Raw genomic sequence first — 14,096 nt, 5'->3', positions numbered from 1 at the left:
CCCAGTCCTTCACAATTGCTGCCTAATCTGTCGCTCCCGGAGGCCGGTGACAAGCATGCATTCGGCCCCCCGGCACCGGACCATACCGGGGCCGAAAACCCTTGCCGCTGCCCCTTCCCCCTCCTACAAGCACGCCCAACCCACTTTCTCGGAATTCTGGAGGATTTCCAATGCGGCCAAGCCGCCGTGCGCCCGATGAACTGCGTCCCGTGTCGCTGGAACGCGGCGTCGTCAAATATGCCGAGGGTTCCTGCATGGTGAAGTTCGGCGACACCCATGTGCTGGTGACCGCCACGTTGGAAGAGCGGTTGCCGCCTTGGCTGAAGGGCCAGGGCCGCGGCTGGGTCACCGCCGAATACGGCATGCTGCCGCGCGCCACCCTGGAACGCACCCGCCGCGAGGCCTCCGCCGGCAAGCAGGGCGGCCGCACGGTCGAGATCCAGCGGCTGATCGGCCGCTCGCTGCGCGCGGCCGTCGACCTCGAGGCGCTCGGCGAGCGCCAGATCACGGTCGATTGCGACGTCATCCAGGCCGATGGCGGCACCCGCACCGCCTCGATCACCGGTGCCTGGGTGGCGCTGGCCGACTGCATCAACTGGATGAAGACCCGCAACATGCTGAAGACCAACGTGTTGCGCGACAACGTGGCGGCGATTTCCTGCGGCATCTACCAGGGCACGCCGGTGCTCGATCTCGACTATGCCGAGGACTCCGAGGCCGACACCGACGCCAATTTCGTCATGACCGGCGACGGCCGCATCATCGAGGTGCAGGGCACCGCCGAGAAGACGCCGTTCTCGGAAGGTGAATTCCTGGCGCTGATGGCCCTGGCGCGCAAAGGTGTCGCGCGTCTGGTCGACTTGCAAAAGATCGCGGTGGCGTAGTCAGATTGGTCATGCACCGCCGAATCACCGGAAGGCTCGTCATCGCCACCCATAATCCCGGCAAGCTTGCCGAGATGCGGGAACTGCTGGCGCCGCACGGCGTGGAGGCGGTGTCGGCCGGCGAGCTCGGTCTCGCCGAGCCCGAGGAGACCGGCGACAGCTTTCGCGCCAACGCGGCGATCAAGGCCATCGAGGCCGCGAAGGCGACGGGACTGCCGGCTTTCGCCGACGATTCCGGCCTCGTGGTCGACGCGCTCGATGGCGCGCCCGGGATCTACTCGGCGCGCTGGGCCGGCGAGGGCAAGGACTTCATGGCGGCGATGACGCGGATCGAGCGCCTGCTGCAGGAGCGCGGCGCCACCGCGCCGGACCGCCGAAGTGCGCACTTCGTCTCCGCACTGTGCGTGGCCTGGCCGGACGATCACCTCGAAGAGGTCGAGGCCCGCGCCGATGGAACCCTGGTCTGGCCGCCGCGCGGCACCGCCGGATTCGGCTATGATCCGGCTTTCCTGCCCGACGGGCACACGCGGACCTTTGGCGAGATGAGCAGCATCGAGAAGCACGGCCTGCCGCCGCTCGGGCTCGGCCTGTCGCATCGCGCCCGCGCTTTCGTGAAGCTCGCGGAGATCTGCCTTGAGCCACGCTGAACGAGAAGCTTTCGGCGTCTACGTGCACTGGCCGTTCTGCCTGTCCAAATGCCCGTATTGCGATTTCAACAGCCACGTCCGGCACGCGCCGGTCGACGAGGCGCGCTTCGTGCGCGCGTTCGCCCGCGAGATCGAGACCACGGCGGCACGGGTGCCGGGACGCGAAGTGTCGTCGATCTTCCTCGGCGGCGGCACACCCTCGCTGATGCAGCCGCAGACCGTCGGCGCCGTGCTCGATGCGATCGGCAAGCACTGGCAGGTCTCGCGCGATGTCGAGGTGACGCTCGAGGCCAATCCGACCAGCGTCGAGGCGACGCGCTTTCGCGGCTATCGCGCAGCCGGCGTCAATCGCGTCTCGCTCGGCGTGCAGGCGCTGGACGATGCGTCGCTCAAGGCATTGGGCCGCTTGCATACCGCGCGCGAAGCGCTCGACGCGGTTGCGATCGCGCGAAGCGCGTTCGACCGTTACTCGTTCGACCTGATCTACGCGCGGCCCGACCAGACGCCGCAGATGTGGGCCAACGAATTGAAGCAGGCGATCTCGGAAGCGGCCGAGCATCTGTCGCTCTATCAGCTCACGATCGAGGAAGGCACGCCGTTCTTCGGGCTGCATGCCGCCGGCAAATTGCAGACCCCGGATGAAGCGACCGCGCGCGCGCTCTACGACGTGACGCAGGAGGTCTGCGCCCGCGAAGGACTGCCGGCCTACGAGATCTCCAACCACGCCCGCACCGGCGCCGAGTGCAAGCACAACCTCGTCTATTGGCGCGGCGAGCAATATGCCGGTATCGGCCCCGGCGCGCATGGCAGGCTCGACATCGACGGCGTCAGGCACGCAACCGCGACCGAGCGGCGCCCCGAGGCCTGGCTGTTGAACGTCGAGGAGCGGGGCCATGGCGTCGTCACCGATGACAGCCTCAACAGCGAAGAGCGCGCCGACGAATTCCTCCTGATGGGGCTGCGGCTCGCCGAAGGTATCGATCCCACGCGCTATGCGAAGCTTTCCGGCCGCAAGCTCGACCCGCACCGGATCGCGATGCTGCGCGAGGAAGGCGCCATCGCCGTCGATGCCGACGGACGGCTGCGCGTGACCAAGTCGGGATTTCCGGTGCTCGACGCGGTCGTCGCGGATCTCGCCGCCTAGAGCCTATCCCGTTCCGATTGAATCGGAACGGGGCTCCAGATTCTTGTTTTGACGCGTTTTCTTCACGCGAACCGGTATCCACTTCGCTCGAAAACGCTCTAGGTGCACGCTGCCAAAATATCGAAAACAACCCCATGCAAAGTAGCTGGCGGGTTCCGGCGCTCGACAAGGCAGCTTGACCGCCTGACGAAAGTTAAGCGCCAAAGCTCTTCGGCGAGCCGGCGACCGGCGTGCCGCCGCCGGAAGCCACCTTCATGACGGCAAGGCCGCGTTCATTGGTGCCGTCGGAGCGGAAACGGAACAGACCATCGATGCCGGCAAAGCCGGATGGATTGGTCAGCGTCTCCGGCGCAAAACGCTGCGCGCCCTGGGTGCGCGCCAGCGCCGCCATCAGCGCCACGGCGTCATAGGCAAGCGTTGCGGTGCGCACCGGCTCGCCGCCGTATTTGGCGCGATAGCGGCCGGCGAAGCTGCGGAAGCCGGACGGATCGGGCGCGGCGTAGAGGCCGCCCTGCAGGACCGGGCTCGCGAACACCCGCGGATTGTCCCACAGCCCGGTGCCGAGCAGCTGGATGTTGCGCAGATTGGCACCCGCTGCGGTGAGTGCGTCGGCGGTCGCGACCACCGAATCGCCGTCGTCGGCGAGCAGCAGCGCGTCGGCCTGGCCGAGCGCCTGGGCCACGGTCCGCGCCGGCGTCGCGCGGTCGGCGCCATATTTCTCGAAGGCAACGACGCGGCCGTTCTTGCGGCCGACCGCCTGCTTGAACGCGGCCTCGACCACGTTGCCATAGGCGTTGTCCGGCACCATCGCGGCGAACGAGCGTTTTCCGATCCCCGAGGAATAGTCGACGATCCGATTGATGTCGGACTCCGGCAGGAAACTCAGCAGATAGACGCCGCGCCCGGCGACGCTCGAATCGGTGGAGAATGCGATCACCGAGGTGCCGCGCGGCCGCGTCAGTTGCGCGGTGGCGGGCACCGAGCCTGCGAACAGCGGTCCCAGAATGATCTCGGCGCCCTCGGACAGCGCCTGCTGGGTGCCCTGCGCCGCACCTTGCGGGCTGCCGCCATCGTCCTTGATCAGGAGTTGAATGTTGGGGTTCTGAAATTCCGCCAGCGCCATTTCGGCGGCGTTCCGCATCGACTGCGCGGCGAGCCCGGCATTGCCGGAGGCCGACAGCGGCAGGATCAGCCCGATCTTGACTTGCCCGGTGCCGACCGCCTGCGGCTGTTGCGGCGGGCCGGCAGGACCGGCTTCCTGGTTGCCGCCGAACGGGCTGGAAAACTGGCTCAGGCTCTGCTGGACGCCAGAACAGGCCGTCAGCAACGGCGCGCCCACGAGCAGACCTAGCGCGGTTCGCCGGGTCGTGCCCGACGGCGGGGACATGCGGTGATGCGGGCCTGCCATCGTCTCTCTTCTCTTGACCGACCAGGATCGGCCAGGACTCCATCCAGCTCTGATGAGGCGGGTGGATTCAGGCATATTGTCGGCGAATAGTTAACTAAAACAAAAGGATTATGGCCTCGCGGCGCCGTTGCCGCGGCTCCCGTTTCCCTCAGCAACCGCCTACCGTCATCGCGGTTGCCGGATGTGGCGCAAGTGCTGCCATCCCTCTAGATTGGCATTATGCGCGCAAAAGCCAGTTCCCTCCACCATTCCGATGCCACGACAGGCACAGCGGCCAGGACCTTTTCGATCGGCGGCCAGCAGCTTGCTGCGCCAAAGGCCGCGCCCGGGCTCCATCTGGTGGCGACCCCGATCGGAAATCTCGCCGACGTCACCCTTCGCGCGCTGGAGACGCTGGCGGGCGTCGACGTCATCGCCTGCGAGGACACCAGGATTACGCGCCGGCTGACCGAACGTTACGCAATCACCGCCGAGCTGGCGCTCTATCACGAGCACAACGCGGCCCAGGCCCGGCCCAAGATCCTCGAGCGGCTGGCGCAGGGCGCCTCGATCGCGCTGGTTTCCGATGCCGGCACGCCGCTGATCTCCGATCCCGGCTTCAAGCTGGTGCGCGACGTCTGCGCCGCCGGGCATGCCGTCATCTCGGTGCCGGGGCCATCATCGGTGCTATCAGCGCTGTCGGTTGCGGCGCTGCCGACCGACCGGTTCTTCTTCGAGGGATTTTTGCCGGCGAAGGAGCACGCGCGCCGCGCGCGGCTTACCGAGCTCGCCCGGATCGATGCGACGCTCGTGATGTTCGAATCCGGCAATCGCGTGCAGGACACGCTGCGCGATCTCGCCGCGATCATGGCTGGACGCGATGCGGCGATCTGCCGCGAGCTGACCAAGCTGCATGAGGAGGTCAAGCGCGCGCCGGTCGCCGAGCTTGCGGCAGGCGCGGACGCGCTGGAGACGCGCGGCGAATTCGTGCTCGTCATCGGGCCGCCACCAGACGATGCCGGCATGATGGGCCAGGACGCACTCGACGATCTCCTGCGCGTGCAGCTCGCGCGCGGCAGCGTCAAGGATGCGGTGGCGCACGCCGTCGAGCTGTCGGGTCGGCCGCGCCGCGAGGTCTACGCCCGCGCCCTCGAGCTCGCCAAAGAAATTGCCAAGACCATCGGGGACGGCGATGGCGAAGACTGACAGCGCCTCGCCTGAACGCGTCGCGGCATTCCGCACCGGCATCTCGGCCGAAAGCCGCGCCGCGGCGCTTCTGATCGCCAAGGGCTATCGCATCCTGGCAAGGCGCTTCCGCACCCCCTATGGCGAGATCGACCTGGTGGTGCGCCGGCGCAATCTGCTCGCCTTCGTCGAGGTCAAGGCCCGTGCCAGCCTCGACGACGCCGCCTATGCGGTGACGCCGCGCCAGCAGCAGCGCATCGTCAACGCCGCCCAGGCCTGGCTGATGGCGCACCCCGAACATGCCGAATTTGATCTCAGATTCGACGCCGTGCTGATTGCGCCGAAGAGCCTGCCGCGCCATTTGTTAGCGGCATTCGACGCAAGCCCTTAAAGTTACCCTCAGACCTCGCGGGACACGCTTATGAAATTGAAGATCGCCGTCCAGATGGATCCCATCGCGCGCATCAACATCCGCGGCGATTCGACCTTCGCGCTGCTGCTCGAGGCGCAGAAGCGCGGCCACGGCATTTCCTACTATACGCCCGACAAGCTGTCGCTGCGCGGCGAGGAGCTGGTGGCGCCGGTGCAGTCGCTCACCGTGCGCGACGAGGTCGGCGATCACTTCACGCTGGGCGAGCCGAAGCGGGAGGCGCTCAACGGCTTCGACGTCGTGCTGCTGCGGCAGGACCCGCCGTTCGACCTCGCCTACATCACCTCGACGCATTTCCTCGAGCGCATCCATCCGAGCACCCTGGTCGTCAACGATCCGGCCAGCGTGCGCAACGCGCCGGAAAAGCTGTTCGTGATGAATTTCCCGCAGCTGATGCCGCCGACCCTGATCTCGCGCGACCTCGACGAGATCAACGCGTTCCGCGACCAGCACGGCGCCGTCGTGATGAAACCGTTGCACGGCCATGGCGGCGCCGCGGTCTTCCGCGTGCTGCCGGAGGACATGAACTTCGGCTCGCTGTTCGACATGTTCTCGGTGACCTTCAAGGAGGCCTGGGTGATCCAGCGCTTCCTCCCCGAGGTGAAGCATGGCGACAAGCGCATCATCCTGGTCGACGGCGAATTCGCCGGCGCCGTCAACCGCGTGCCGGCAGCCGACGATCTGCGCTCCAACATGGTGCGCGGCGGTGCGGCCAAGGCGACCGAGCTCTCGGATCGCGAGCGCGAAATCTGCGCCACACTTGGACCTGCGCTGCGCGAACGCGGCCTGCTGTTCGTCGGCATCGACGTGATCGACGGCAATTTGACCGAGATCAACGTCACCTCGCCGACCGGCATCCGCGCCATCCAGCGGCTCAACGGCCCGGATGTCGCAGCGATGATCTGGGATACCATCGAGAAGAAGCGCGCCGCGAAATAATCCTCCTCCCTTGTGCGCTGCACAGGCTGGCTGAAATTTAGCCAGCGTACGGGCGCGTGTGCGTTCGCCTTATTCTACTTGCCAGCTTGCGCGGGCGAGGGCAGCATTCTCTTGCCTGCGTCAGGTCAAGCGGCGGGTCAACGCGCGGGCAACAACGCGAAAACATCATAAAAATTGTGGAGGAAGACGTTATGACGCTCAATGTCTCACGACGATCCTTGCTCGCGCTCGGTGCCGGTCTCGGCGCCAGCACACTTCTCGGCGGCACCGCGCAGGCACGCGCGCCGAAGCTCGGCACGCAGACACCCTATTGGCACCGCTTCGTTCTCGGCGATGCCGAAGTGACCGTCGTCTCCGACGGCCCGCTTCCGCTCGGCGATCCCTCCGGCACCTTCACCGGCGTGCCGAAGGAAGAAGTGAAGAAGATGCTCTCCGACAACTTCCTCTCGCCCGACAATGTCGTGCTCGAGCAGAACTCGCCGATCGTCAACATGGGCGACAAACTGATCCTGTTCGATACCGGCATGGGCACGTCGAAGGCGTTCGGTCCGACCACCGGCCGGCAGCAGAAGAGCATGAAGGAAGCCGGCATCAAGCCGGAGGACATCGACGCCGTCGTGCTGTCGCACGCGCACATCGATCATATCGGCGGCATTGTCGATGCCGACAACAAGCCGCTGTTCCCGAATGCGCAGTACTACATCGCGCAAAGCGATCTCGATTTCTGGACCGACGAAGGCAAGATGGGCAGTCCGTTGAAGGACTTTGTGGTGCACGCCCGCAAGAACCTGCTGCCGGTGCGCGATCGCATCGTGTTCTTCAAGGATGGCCAGGAATTCCTGCCCGGCGTGCAGGCGATCGCAGCGCCCGGCCACACCGTGGGCCACACCATCTTCATGGTGAGCTCGGGCGGCAAGTCCTTTGCCTTCCTCGGCGACCTCTCGCATCACGCGGTGCTGCTGCTGGAGCGGCCGCGGATGGAGTTCTCCTACGATACCGATCCGAAGCAGGCGGCGAACTCGCGGGTCAAGCTCCTCGAGATGCTGGCCGCGAACAAGACGCCTGTCATGTCCTATCACTTCGCCTGGCCCGGCTACGGCCACGTCGCCAAGGCCGGCGAGGGCTTCCACTACTATCCGGAACCGATGCAGATGACGTTGTAACGGCGGCGCATCCGGGGACGGCGTGCGCTGCCTCCGGATGTTCCCTTAATGTTCTTGCGCTGGGCAATCCGCTCCGCTACCTTGGGTGGCGGAAGATAGGGGCAGCATGGTCCAGCGGGTTTCCACCGTCGCTTTCGAGGGGATTGAGGCCCGTGCGGTCGACGTACAGGTCCAGGTCGCGCCGGGATTGCCGGCGTTTGCGATCGTCGGCCTGCCCGACAAGGCGGTGTCGGAGGCGCGCGAGCGGGTGCGCTCGGCGCTGATCGCCTCCGGCCTCGCGCTTCCCGCCCGCCGCATCACCGTCAACCTCGCGCCGGCCGACCTGCCCAAGGAGGGCAGCCATTACGACCTGCCGATCGCGCTCGGCCTGATGGCGGCGATCGGGGCGATCCCGCCGGATGCGCTCAGCGGCTTCACCGTGCTTGGCGAACTCGGGCTCGACGGCTCGATCGCACCGGTGGCGGGCGTGCTGCCGGCGGCGATCGGCGCCAATTCGCGCGACGAGGGATTGATCTGTCCGGCCGCCTGCGGCTCGGAGGCCGCCTGGGCGAGCCCGGACATCCAGATCATCGCAGCCCAATCGCTGATCCAGATCGCCAATCACTTCAAGGGCACGCAGGTGCTGTCGCGCCCGCAGCCGAAGGTGCAAGACCAAAACGAGGCGCGCGAGGAAGCGCTGCTCGACCTGCGCGACATCAAGGGCCAGGAGAGCGCAAAGCGCGCGCTCGAGATCGCCGCCGCCGGCGGACACCATTTGCTCATGATGGGCTCACCCGGCGCCGGCAAATCGATGCTGGCGGCGCGGCTGCCTTCGATCCTGCCACCGCTGTCGCCATCCGAATTGCTCGAAGTCTCGATGATCGCGTCCGTCGCCGGCGAGATCCGCGACGGCGCATTGACCGCGCGGCGCCCGTTCCGCAGCCCGCATCATTCCGCCAGCATGGCGGCGCTGACCGGCGGCGGCATGCGCGCCAAGCCGGGCGAGATCTCGCTCGCGCATCAGGGCGTGCTGTTCCTCGACGAATTGCCGGAGTTCGATCCGCGTGTGCTGGATTCGCTGCGCCAGCCGCTCGAGAACGGCGAAGTCTCGGTGAGCCGGGCCAACCATCGCGTCACCTATCCGGCGCGCTTCATGCTGGTCGCAGCGATGAACCCGTGCCGCTGCGGCCACGCCTTTGAGCCCGGCTATTCCTGCAAGCGCGGCCGGCTCGACCGCTGCACCTCAGATTACCAGATGCGGATCTCCGGGCCGCTGATGGATCGGATCGACCTGCGGATCGAGGTGCCGGCCGTGACCGCGGCCGATCTGATCCTGCCGCCGCCGGCGGAGGGCTCGGCCGAGGTCGCCGCCCGCGTCGCGGCCGCGCGCGACATCCAGCTTGCGCGCTTCGCGGCGGCCGGCATGCCGCATGTCCGCACCAATGCGGAAGCGCCGAGCGCGCTGCTCGAGACCATCGCGCAGCCCGACGCGCATGGCCAGAAGCTGCTCCGCGAAGCGGCCGAGACCATGCACCTCACCGCGCGCGGTTATCACCGCGTGCTGCGGGTGGCGCGCACGCTCGCCGATCTCGACGGCGCCGAGACGATCGGCCGGCTGCACCTCGCCGAAGCGCTGTCCTATCGTGCATTGGCCGACGATTTGCGCCGCGCGGCGTGACTCGAACCGGAGCACTGTCCCGATTCATGCCGGAATCATCCGCGTCAACACGACGGTAACCACTCTCATTTACGCTCCGCAAACCATAAGCACCGCGATCCGCGGCAAGCTTGGGTCGAGCGAGTTGTGTCATGTTGCGTATGAAGGTTCTGGCCTCGGTGGTCCCCCTTGCCGTGGCCGCGGTATTCGCCCGCGCTGAATTCCTGCCGGGTCCTGGGCCCTGCATCGAGGTCGGCGGCGCCACGATGCAGATCGCATCGGTCCCCTGGCAGGCGCAGCTTCACGTCAGCTTCACCGACGACCCCAGCCTTGCCACCGTCCGGGTCCGGATCGCCGACAGCGCCGAGGCCGCCGACTTCACGATGATCGACGACATCGACGATGCCGAGGCCGGCGCCTGCGAAAGCAACGCCGTGCCGCAGCTGATCGGGATTTCCGGCGCGCCGACCGCAACCGGCCCGATCATCTATCTTTCCCATGACGGTCCGTTCGATTACCGCGTCTACGTGCAGTCGAAGACGTTCTCGGCGCGCGACGCCGCGGCGCTGATCGTCAGCGCCCGCGGCGGACACCGCCGTCTCGAAGCGGCATCGCTCGCGCCGCACGCGCGCTTCCGCGACCAGACAATGGCGGAGTTAACCTCCCGCTAACCCTGTTCCGAGGGCCGGCGCGAAACCGTCACCAACCTCAAGCACTTTTCAAGGTGGCCGACGCATCGTCATCACCAGATCGGGCACTCTCAGGACCACCATTGATGGGGCGTTTCTTCCGGATCAAGTTACGCCTTCGCCGCTTCCTGCGGCGCCATTCCTGGGTCGCGACGATCGTCCGTTCCTTCACGATCTTCTCCGTCGCATTCGGCGGCGCCTTCGGGTTCATTTCCGGCGCCCTCTCGAGCCACAGCGGCTACGATCCCAACATATTCGCGATCGGCGTCAGCTTCCTGTTCGCGCTCGCCTGTCTCTGGATCGTGACGCTCGGCATCCGGTTGCGGCTGATGCGCAGAAGGTTGCGCACCATCGTCATGCACAATGAGGCAATGGCCGATCGCAACTGGGAACTGCAGGAGGCCGAACAGCGCGCCTCCACCCTGTTCGAGGCGCAAGACGATTTGATCGTGCTGCGCGACCTCGACGGCCTCATCACCTACGCCAACGACGCCTATTGCGAGCTGGCACAAATCCCCCGTGGCGAATTGATCGGCAGCACCGCGACCCTCAAGGTGCTCGAGCAGGGCGACACCGCGCTCGAATCCAACGGCACGCGGGTCTACGACCAGAAGATCGAGGGACCGCTCGGGCCGCGCTGGATCGCCTGGCGCGAGGGCCTCGTGCGCAACGATGCCGGCGCGCCGGCGGAGATGCAGAGCGTCGGCCGCGACGTCACCGACCGCACCGAGAGCGAGCGCGCGCTGGCCGAAGCGCGCGATCAGGCCGACGCCGCCAACCGCGCCAAGTCGCGCTTCCTTGCGATGGCAAGCCACGAGATCCGCACCCCGCTGAACGGCATCATCGGCATGAGCGGGCTGCTGATGGACACCCAGCTGACACCGGAGCAGACGACCTACGTCAAGGCGGTCAAGACCTCAGGCGACGCGCTGCTCGCGCTGATCGAGGAGCTGCTCGACTATTCCAAGATCGAGGCCGGCAAGATCGATCTCGAACACCGCGCCTTTGCGCTGTCCGGCCTGATCGAGGACATCACCGAATTGCTGGCGCCCCGCGCACAGGCCAAGGGCATCGAGATCGCCGCCTATGTCGACGAGCGGTTGCCGATGCAGGTGACCGGCGACGCCGCGCGGCTGCGTCAGGTGCTGCTCAATCTCGCCGGCAATGCCATCAAATTCACCGCGACCGGCGGCGTCGCGCTGATCGTCGAGCCCGGCATCTGGCCGAACGAGATCAGCTTCCTGGTTCGCGACACCGGCATCGGCATCGCACCGGAAGCGCAGCAGCGCATCTTCCGGGAGTTCGAGCAGGCCGACGACCGCATCGCGCGCAGCTATGGCGGCACCGGCCTCGGCCTCTCGATCAGCGACCGCATCGTCAAGCGAATGGGTGGCCGCATCTCGCTCGCAAGCACGCCGGGCGCAGGCTCGACCTTCGAGGTCTCAATCCCGCTCGCCGCCGCCGACACCGGCGAGGCCCATGGCTTCACAGCGCCCGACCTCGCCGGCCAATCCATCATGCTGGTTGCGCCGCACAGCATCGAGGCCTCGCTGATCTCGCGGCGGTTGCAGCGCTGGGGCGCGCAGACCTGCATCGTGTCGGATCCCAATGTCGCCGAGGCATTGCTGCCGGAGCGGGGCTGGCACACGGTCCTGATCGATCACACGCTCGGCACGCAGGCGATGGAGACGTTCGCCAACGCCGCTCGCATCCACGCAACCCATCGCATCGTGATGGTCACGCCGGCGACGCGGCAGGACCTTTCGGCCTCCGAGACGGCCGCATTCACCGGCTATCTGGTCAAGCCGCTGCGTGCGTCGTCGCTCGCCGCGCGCCTGACCGCGTCACCCGAAATCACCGCACCAAGCCTTGTGACGCCAAGTCTTGCGACGCCAAGCCCTGCAATCGAGACAGTCACTGAGTCCGCGCCCACTGCGCCGGCGGCCGCGCCGCTAGGGCTCACGATCCTGGTTGCAGAAGACAATGAGATCAACGCGCTCCTGATGCGCTCGCTGCTCGCCCGGCTCGGCCACAGCGTCGTCATCACCACCAATGGCGAGCAGGCGATGGAATCCTGGCTCTCGGCGACGTCGGCCGGCACGCCCTATGATCTCGTGCTGATGGACATCCAGATGCCGCGCCTCAACGGCATCGAGACCACCAAGCAGATCCGCGCCCACGAGTCCGGCGGGCTGGCCGGCCAGTCCGGACGCCGGACGCCGATCCTGGCGCTGACCGCCAACACGCTGGTGGAGGATCGCTACGCCTGCTTCGAAGCCGGCATGGATGGCTTCCTGATCAAGCCACTCGACCGCGAGAAGCTTGAGGAAGCGCTCGCGGGCCTGGCCGCTGCGCGGCATGTCGCGGCGTAGTGGCCGCAAACTCCGCGTCGTCCCGGCGAAGGCCGGGACCCATAACCACTAATGTTAATTGGTGAACGACCGTCTCTCCGCGTGCCTTTTGCAAGGGCCGGCGGCGTATGGGTCCCGGCCCCCCGTGCGCAATTGCGCACTTGGCCGGGACGACACCACTGATGTGGTCAGCTTTTAGCGGGTCAGAACTTACAGCCGGCGCAGCGCGACCGATTGCACCACGTGGTCGGCGCCCTTCTTCAGGATCAGCGTCGCGCGCGGCCGGGTCGGCAGGATGTTGTCCTCGAGATTGGCGAGGTTGGTGCGCTCCCAGATCGCGATCGCGGTTGCGGTCGCTTCCTCGTCCGACAGCAGCGCATAGCGGTGGAAGTAGGACCTTGGATCGGTGAACGCGGTGTCGCGCAGCGCCAGGAAGCGCTTGATGTACCACTGCCGCAGCGCGGACTCGTCGGCGTCGATATAGACCGAGAAATCGAAGAAGTCGGAAACGAACGGCACCGCCTTGCCGTCGCGCGGCAGCCGCCCGGTCTGCAGCACGTTGACACCCTCGACGATCAGGATGTCGGGCTGGTCGATCTCGACCCATTTGTTCGGCACGATGTCATAGGTCAGATGCGAATAAACCGGCGCACGCACGCGGCGCCGTCCCGCCTTGATGTCGCTGAGGAACGACAGCAGGGTCGGCAGGTCGTAGCTCTCAGGAAAGCCCTTCTTCTGCATGATGCCCTGCCGCTCGAGCACGGCATTCGGAAACAGGAAACCGTCGGTCGTGATCAGGTCGACCTTCGGCCGCGGTGACCAGCGCGCCAACAGCGCCTGCAGCACGCGGGCCGTGGTCGACTTGCCGACCGCGACGGAGCCGGCGACGCCGACGATATAGGGCATCTTGCGGTCGCGGATGTTGAGGAACTGGCGCTGCGAATAATACAGCCGCTGGGTCGCATCGACATAAATGGAGAGCAGTCGCGACAGCGGCAGGTAGATGTCCTCGACCTCCTGCAAATCGAGGCGGTCGTGCATCGAACGCAGGCGGTCGAACTCGCCCGGCTCGAGCGTCATCGGCGTATCGTCGCGCAAATGCGACCATTGCTGGCGCGTGAAGGTGCGGTAGGGGTTGTATTGTTGATCTGGTGCCCGGATGTCCATGAGGCCGCCCCTCTCATCAATGCGCTCGATCATGTGCGCTAGTCGCGCTTGCGCGACGCCTTCTCTTCCAGTCCCGACATCGAGGTGCGCTTCTCCAGCGCGGCCTCGACATCCTCCAGCTTCACGCCGCGTGACTTCAACAGAACCAGCAGATGAAACACCAGATCGGCACTTTCCGCGATGAGATGATCACGGTCATTCCCGACCGCGGCGATCACGGTCTCGACCGCTTCCTCGCCCAATTTCTTGGCGCAATGCTCCGCGCCCTTGTCGAGCAGCTTGCGGGTATAGGACGCCTCGCCGCCCGTTGCAGCGCGGGCGTCGATGGTGGCAGCCAGATCGTGGACCGTGAAACGCGACATCAACTCAACTCAAGCATGCGCACCGGCACCGCTTTGGTGCCATCCCTACGTGGGGGCTTAGCATTTTTGTGACAAGGAGTCCCCAACCACTCTGTTTGAGCGTGGTCTTTTC

Annotated in this window: 13 protein-coding genes; 10 read left to right on the top strand and 3 right to left on the bottom strand. The window is 66.4% G+C overall.

Annotated features, from left to right (window positions below):
• The first annotated feature begins 170 nt into the window (after positions 1-170).
• Genes rph through hemW form a run of 3 tightly spaced genes read left to right on the top strand, consistent with a single transcriptional unit; the run spans position 171 to position 2,675 of the window.
• The gene (rph, locus tag JQ573_RS33990; RefSeq protein WP_016841497.1) at positions 171-884 is read left to right on the top strand and encodes a ribonuclease PH; all 714 of its coding nucleotides are present in this window, start codon (positions 171-173) and stop codon (positions 882-884) included.
• Positions 885-895: 11 nt separating this feature from the next.
• Positions 896-1,531 carry an RdgB/HAM1 family non-canonical purine NTP pyrophosphatase gene (gene rdgB / locus JQ573_RS33985; RefSeq protein WP_212312719.1) on the top strand — a complete coding sequence of 212 codons (636 nt, stop codon included), beginning with the start codon at positions 896-898 and terminating at the stop codon, positions 1,529-1,531.
• On the top strand, positions 1,518-2,675 hold the full coding sequence (hemW, locus tag JQ573_RS33980) for a radical SAM family heme chaperone HemW (RefSeq protein WP_212312721.1): 1,158 nt from the start codon (positions 1,518-1,520) through the stop codon (positions 2,673-2,675). The genes rdgB and hemW overlap by 14 nt, the downstream gene beginning before the upstream one ends.
• 193 nt (positions 2,676-2,868) lie before the next feature.
• On the opposite strand, the gene JQ573_RS33975 is transcribed toward hemW, so the two are convergent.
• Entirely contained in the window at positions 2,869-4,083 is a 1,215-nt protein-coding gene (locus JQ573_RS33975; protein ID WP_212312723.1) for a penicillin-binding protein activator, read from the bottom strand.
• Positions 4,084-4,302: 219 nt separating this feature from the next.
• On the opposite strand from JQ573_RS33975, the gene rsmI reads away from it, so the two are divergent.
• The 7 genes from rsmI (at position 4,303) to JQ573_RS33940 (ending at position 12,476) form a co-directional block, all read left to right on the top strand.
• Positions 4,303-5,268: a 16S rRNA (cytidine(1402)-2'-O)-methyltransferase gene (gene rsmI, locus JQ573_RS33970; protein WP_212312725.1), complete on the top strand. Its 966-nt coding sequence runs from the start codon at positions 4,303-4,305 to the stop codon at positions 5,266-5,268.
• Positions 5,255-5,638, top strand: coding sequence for a YraN family protein (locus JQ573_RS33965; RefSeq protein WP_166212917.1), 384 nt, complete (start codon positions 5,255-5,257; stop codon positions 5,636-5,638). The genes rsmI and JQ573_RS33965 overlap by 14 nt, the downstream gene beginning before the upstream one ends.
• Positions 5,639-5,668: 30 nt before the next feature.
• Positions 5,669-6,616, top strand: coding sequence for a glutathione synthase (gshB, locus tag JQ573_RS33960; RefSeq protein ID WP_212312727.1), 948 nt, complete (start codon positions 5,669-5,671; stop codon positions 6,614-6,616).
• 191 nt (positions 6,617-6,807) lie between these two features.
• Complete coding sequence (locus tag JQ573_RS33955) at positions 6,808-7,779, top strand: MBL fold metallo-hydrolase (protein WP_212312729.1); 972 nt, start codon at positions 6,808-6,810, stop codon at positions 7,777-7,779.
• Between the two features lie 106 nt (positions 7,780-7,885).
• The gene (locus JQ573_RS33950) at positions 7,886-9,436 is read left to right on the top strand and encodes a YifB family Mg chelatase-like AAA ATPase (RefSeq protein ID WP_212312731.1); all 1,551 of its coding nucleotides are present in this window, start codon (positions 7,886-7,888) and stop codon (positions 9,434-9,436) included.
• Positions 9,437-9,567: 131 nt separating this feature from the next.
• Complete coding sequence (locus JQ573_RS33945; RefSeq protein WP_212312733.1) at positions 9,568-10,086, top strand: hypothetical protein; 519 nt, start codon at positions 9,568-9,570, stop codon at positions 10,084-10,086.
• Between the two features lie 104 nt (positions 10,087-10,190).
• Positions 10,191-12,476, top strand: coding sequence for a PAS domain-containing hybrid sensor histidine kinase/response regulator (locus JQ573_RS33940; RefSeq protein WP_212312734.1), 2,286 nt, complete (start codon positions 10,191-10,193; stop codon positions 12,474-12,476).
• Between the two features lie 189 nt (positions 12,477-12,665).
• On the opposite strand, the gene coaA is transcribed toward JQ573_RS33940, so the two are convergent.
• Positions 12,666-13,622, bottom strand: coding sequence for a type I pantothenate kinase (coaA, locus tag JQ573_RS33935; protein WP_092126399.1), 957 nt, complete (start codon positions 13,620-13,622; stop codon positions 12,666-12,668).
• A gap of 38 nt (positions 13,623-13,660) precedes the next feature.
• Positions 13,661-13,984, bottom strand: coding sequence for a phosphoribosyl-ATP diphosphatase (locus JQ573_RS33930; protein ID WP_176534535.1), 324 nt, complete (start codon positions 13,982-13,984; stop codon positions 13,661-13,663).
• Positions 13,985-14,096: the final 112 nt, after the last annotated feature.

The organism is Bradyrhizobium sp. AUGA SZCCT0105 (assembly GCF_018129565.1).
In the GTDB taxonomy this organism is placed as follows: domain Bacteria; phylum Pseudomonadota; class Alphaproteobacteria; order Rhizobiales; family Xanthobacteraceae; genus Bradyrhizobium.
The sequence above is the reverse complement of the archived record's forward strand: the minus strand, read 5'-3'. Positions and strand labels throughout refer to the sequence as shown.

What these genes read in the sequence shown, in the direction of transcription:
- rph (WP_016841497.1), top strand. Translation starts at nt 171, where the DNA reads ATGCGGCCAAGCCGCCGTGCGCCCGATGAACTGCGTCCCGTGTCGCTG.
- rdgB (WP_212312719.1), top strand. Translation starts at nt 896, where the DNA reads ATGCACCGCCGAATCACCGGAAGGCTCGTCATCGCCACCCATAATCCC.
- JQ573_RS33975 (WP_212312723.1), bottom strand. Translation starts at nt 4,083, where the DNA reads ATGGCAGGCCCGCATCACCGCATGTCCCCGCCGTCGGGCACGACCCGG.
- rsmI (WP_212312725.1), top strand. Translation starts at nt 4,303, where the DNA reads ATGCGCGCAAAAGCCAGTTCCCTCCACCATTCCGATGCCACGACAGGC.
- JQ573_RS33965 (WP_166212917.1), top strand. Translation starts at nt 5,255, where the DNA reads ATGGCGAAGACTGACAGCGCCTCGCCTGAACGCGTCGCGGCATTCCGC.
- gshB (WP_212312727.1), top strand. Translation starts at nt 5,669, where the DNA reads ATGAAATTGAAGATCGCCGTCCAGATGGATCCCATCGCGCGCATCAAC.
- JQ573_RS33955 (WP_212312729.1), top strand. Translation starts at nt 6,808, where the DNA reads ATGACGCTCAATGTCTCACGACGATCCTTGCTCGCGCTCGGTGCCGGT.
- JQ573_RS33950 (WP_212312731.1), top strand. Translation starts at nt 7,886, where the DNA reads ATGGTCCAGCGGGTTTCCACCGTCGCTTTCGAGGGGATTGAGGCCCGT.
- JQ573_RS33945 (WP_212312733.1), top strand. Translation starts at nt 9,568, where the DNA reads ATGTTGCGTATGAAGGTTCTGGCCTCGGTGGTCCCCCTTGCCGTGGCC.
- JQ573_RS33940 (WP_212312734.1), top strand. Translation starts at nt 10,191, where the DNA reads ATGGGGCGTTTCTTCCGGATCAAGTTACGCCTTCGCCGCTTCCTGCGG.
- coaA (WP_092126399.1), bottom strand. Translation starts at nt 13,622, where the DNA reads ATGGACATCCGGGCACCAGATCAACAATACAACCCCTACCGCACCTTC.
- JQ573_RS33930 (WP_176534535.1), bottom strand. Translation starts at nt 13,984, where the DNA reads ATGTCGCGTTTCACGGTCCACGATCTGGCTGCCACCATCGACGCCCGC.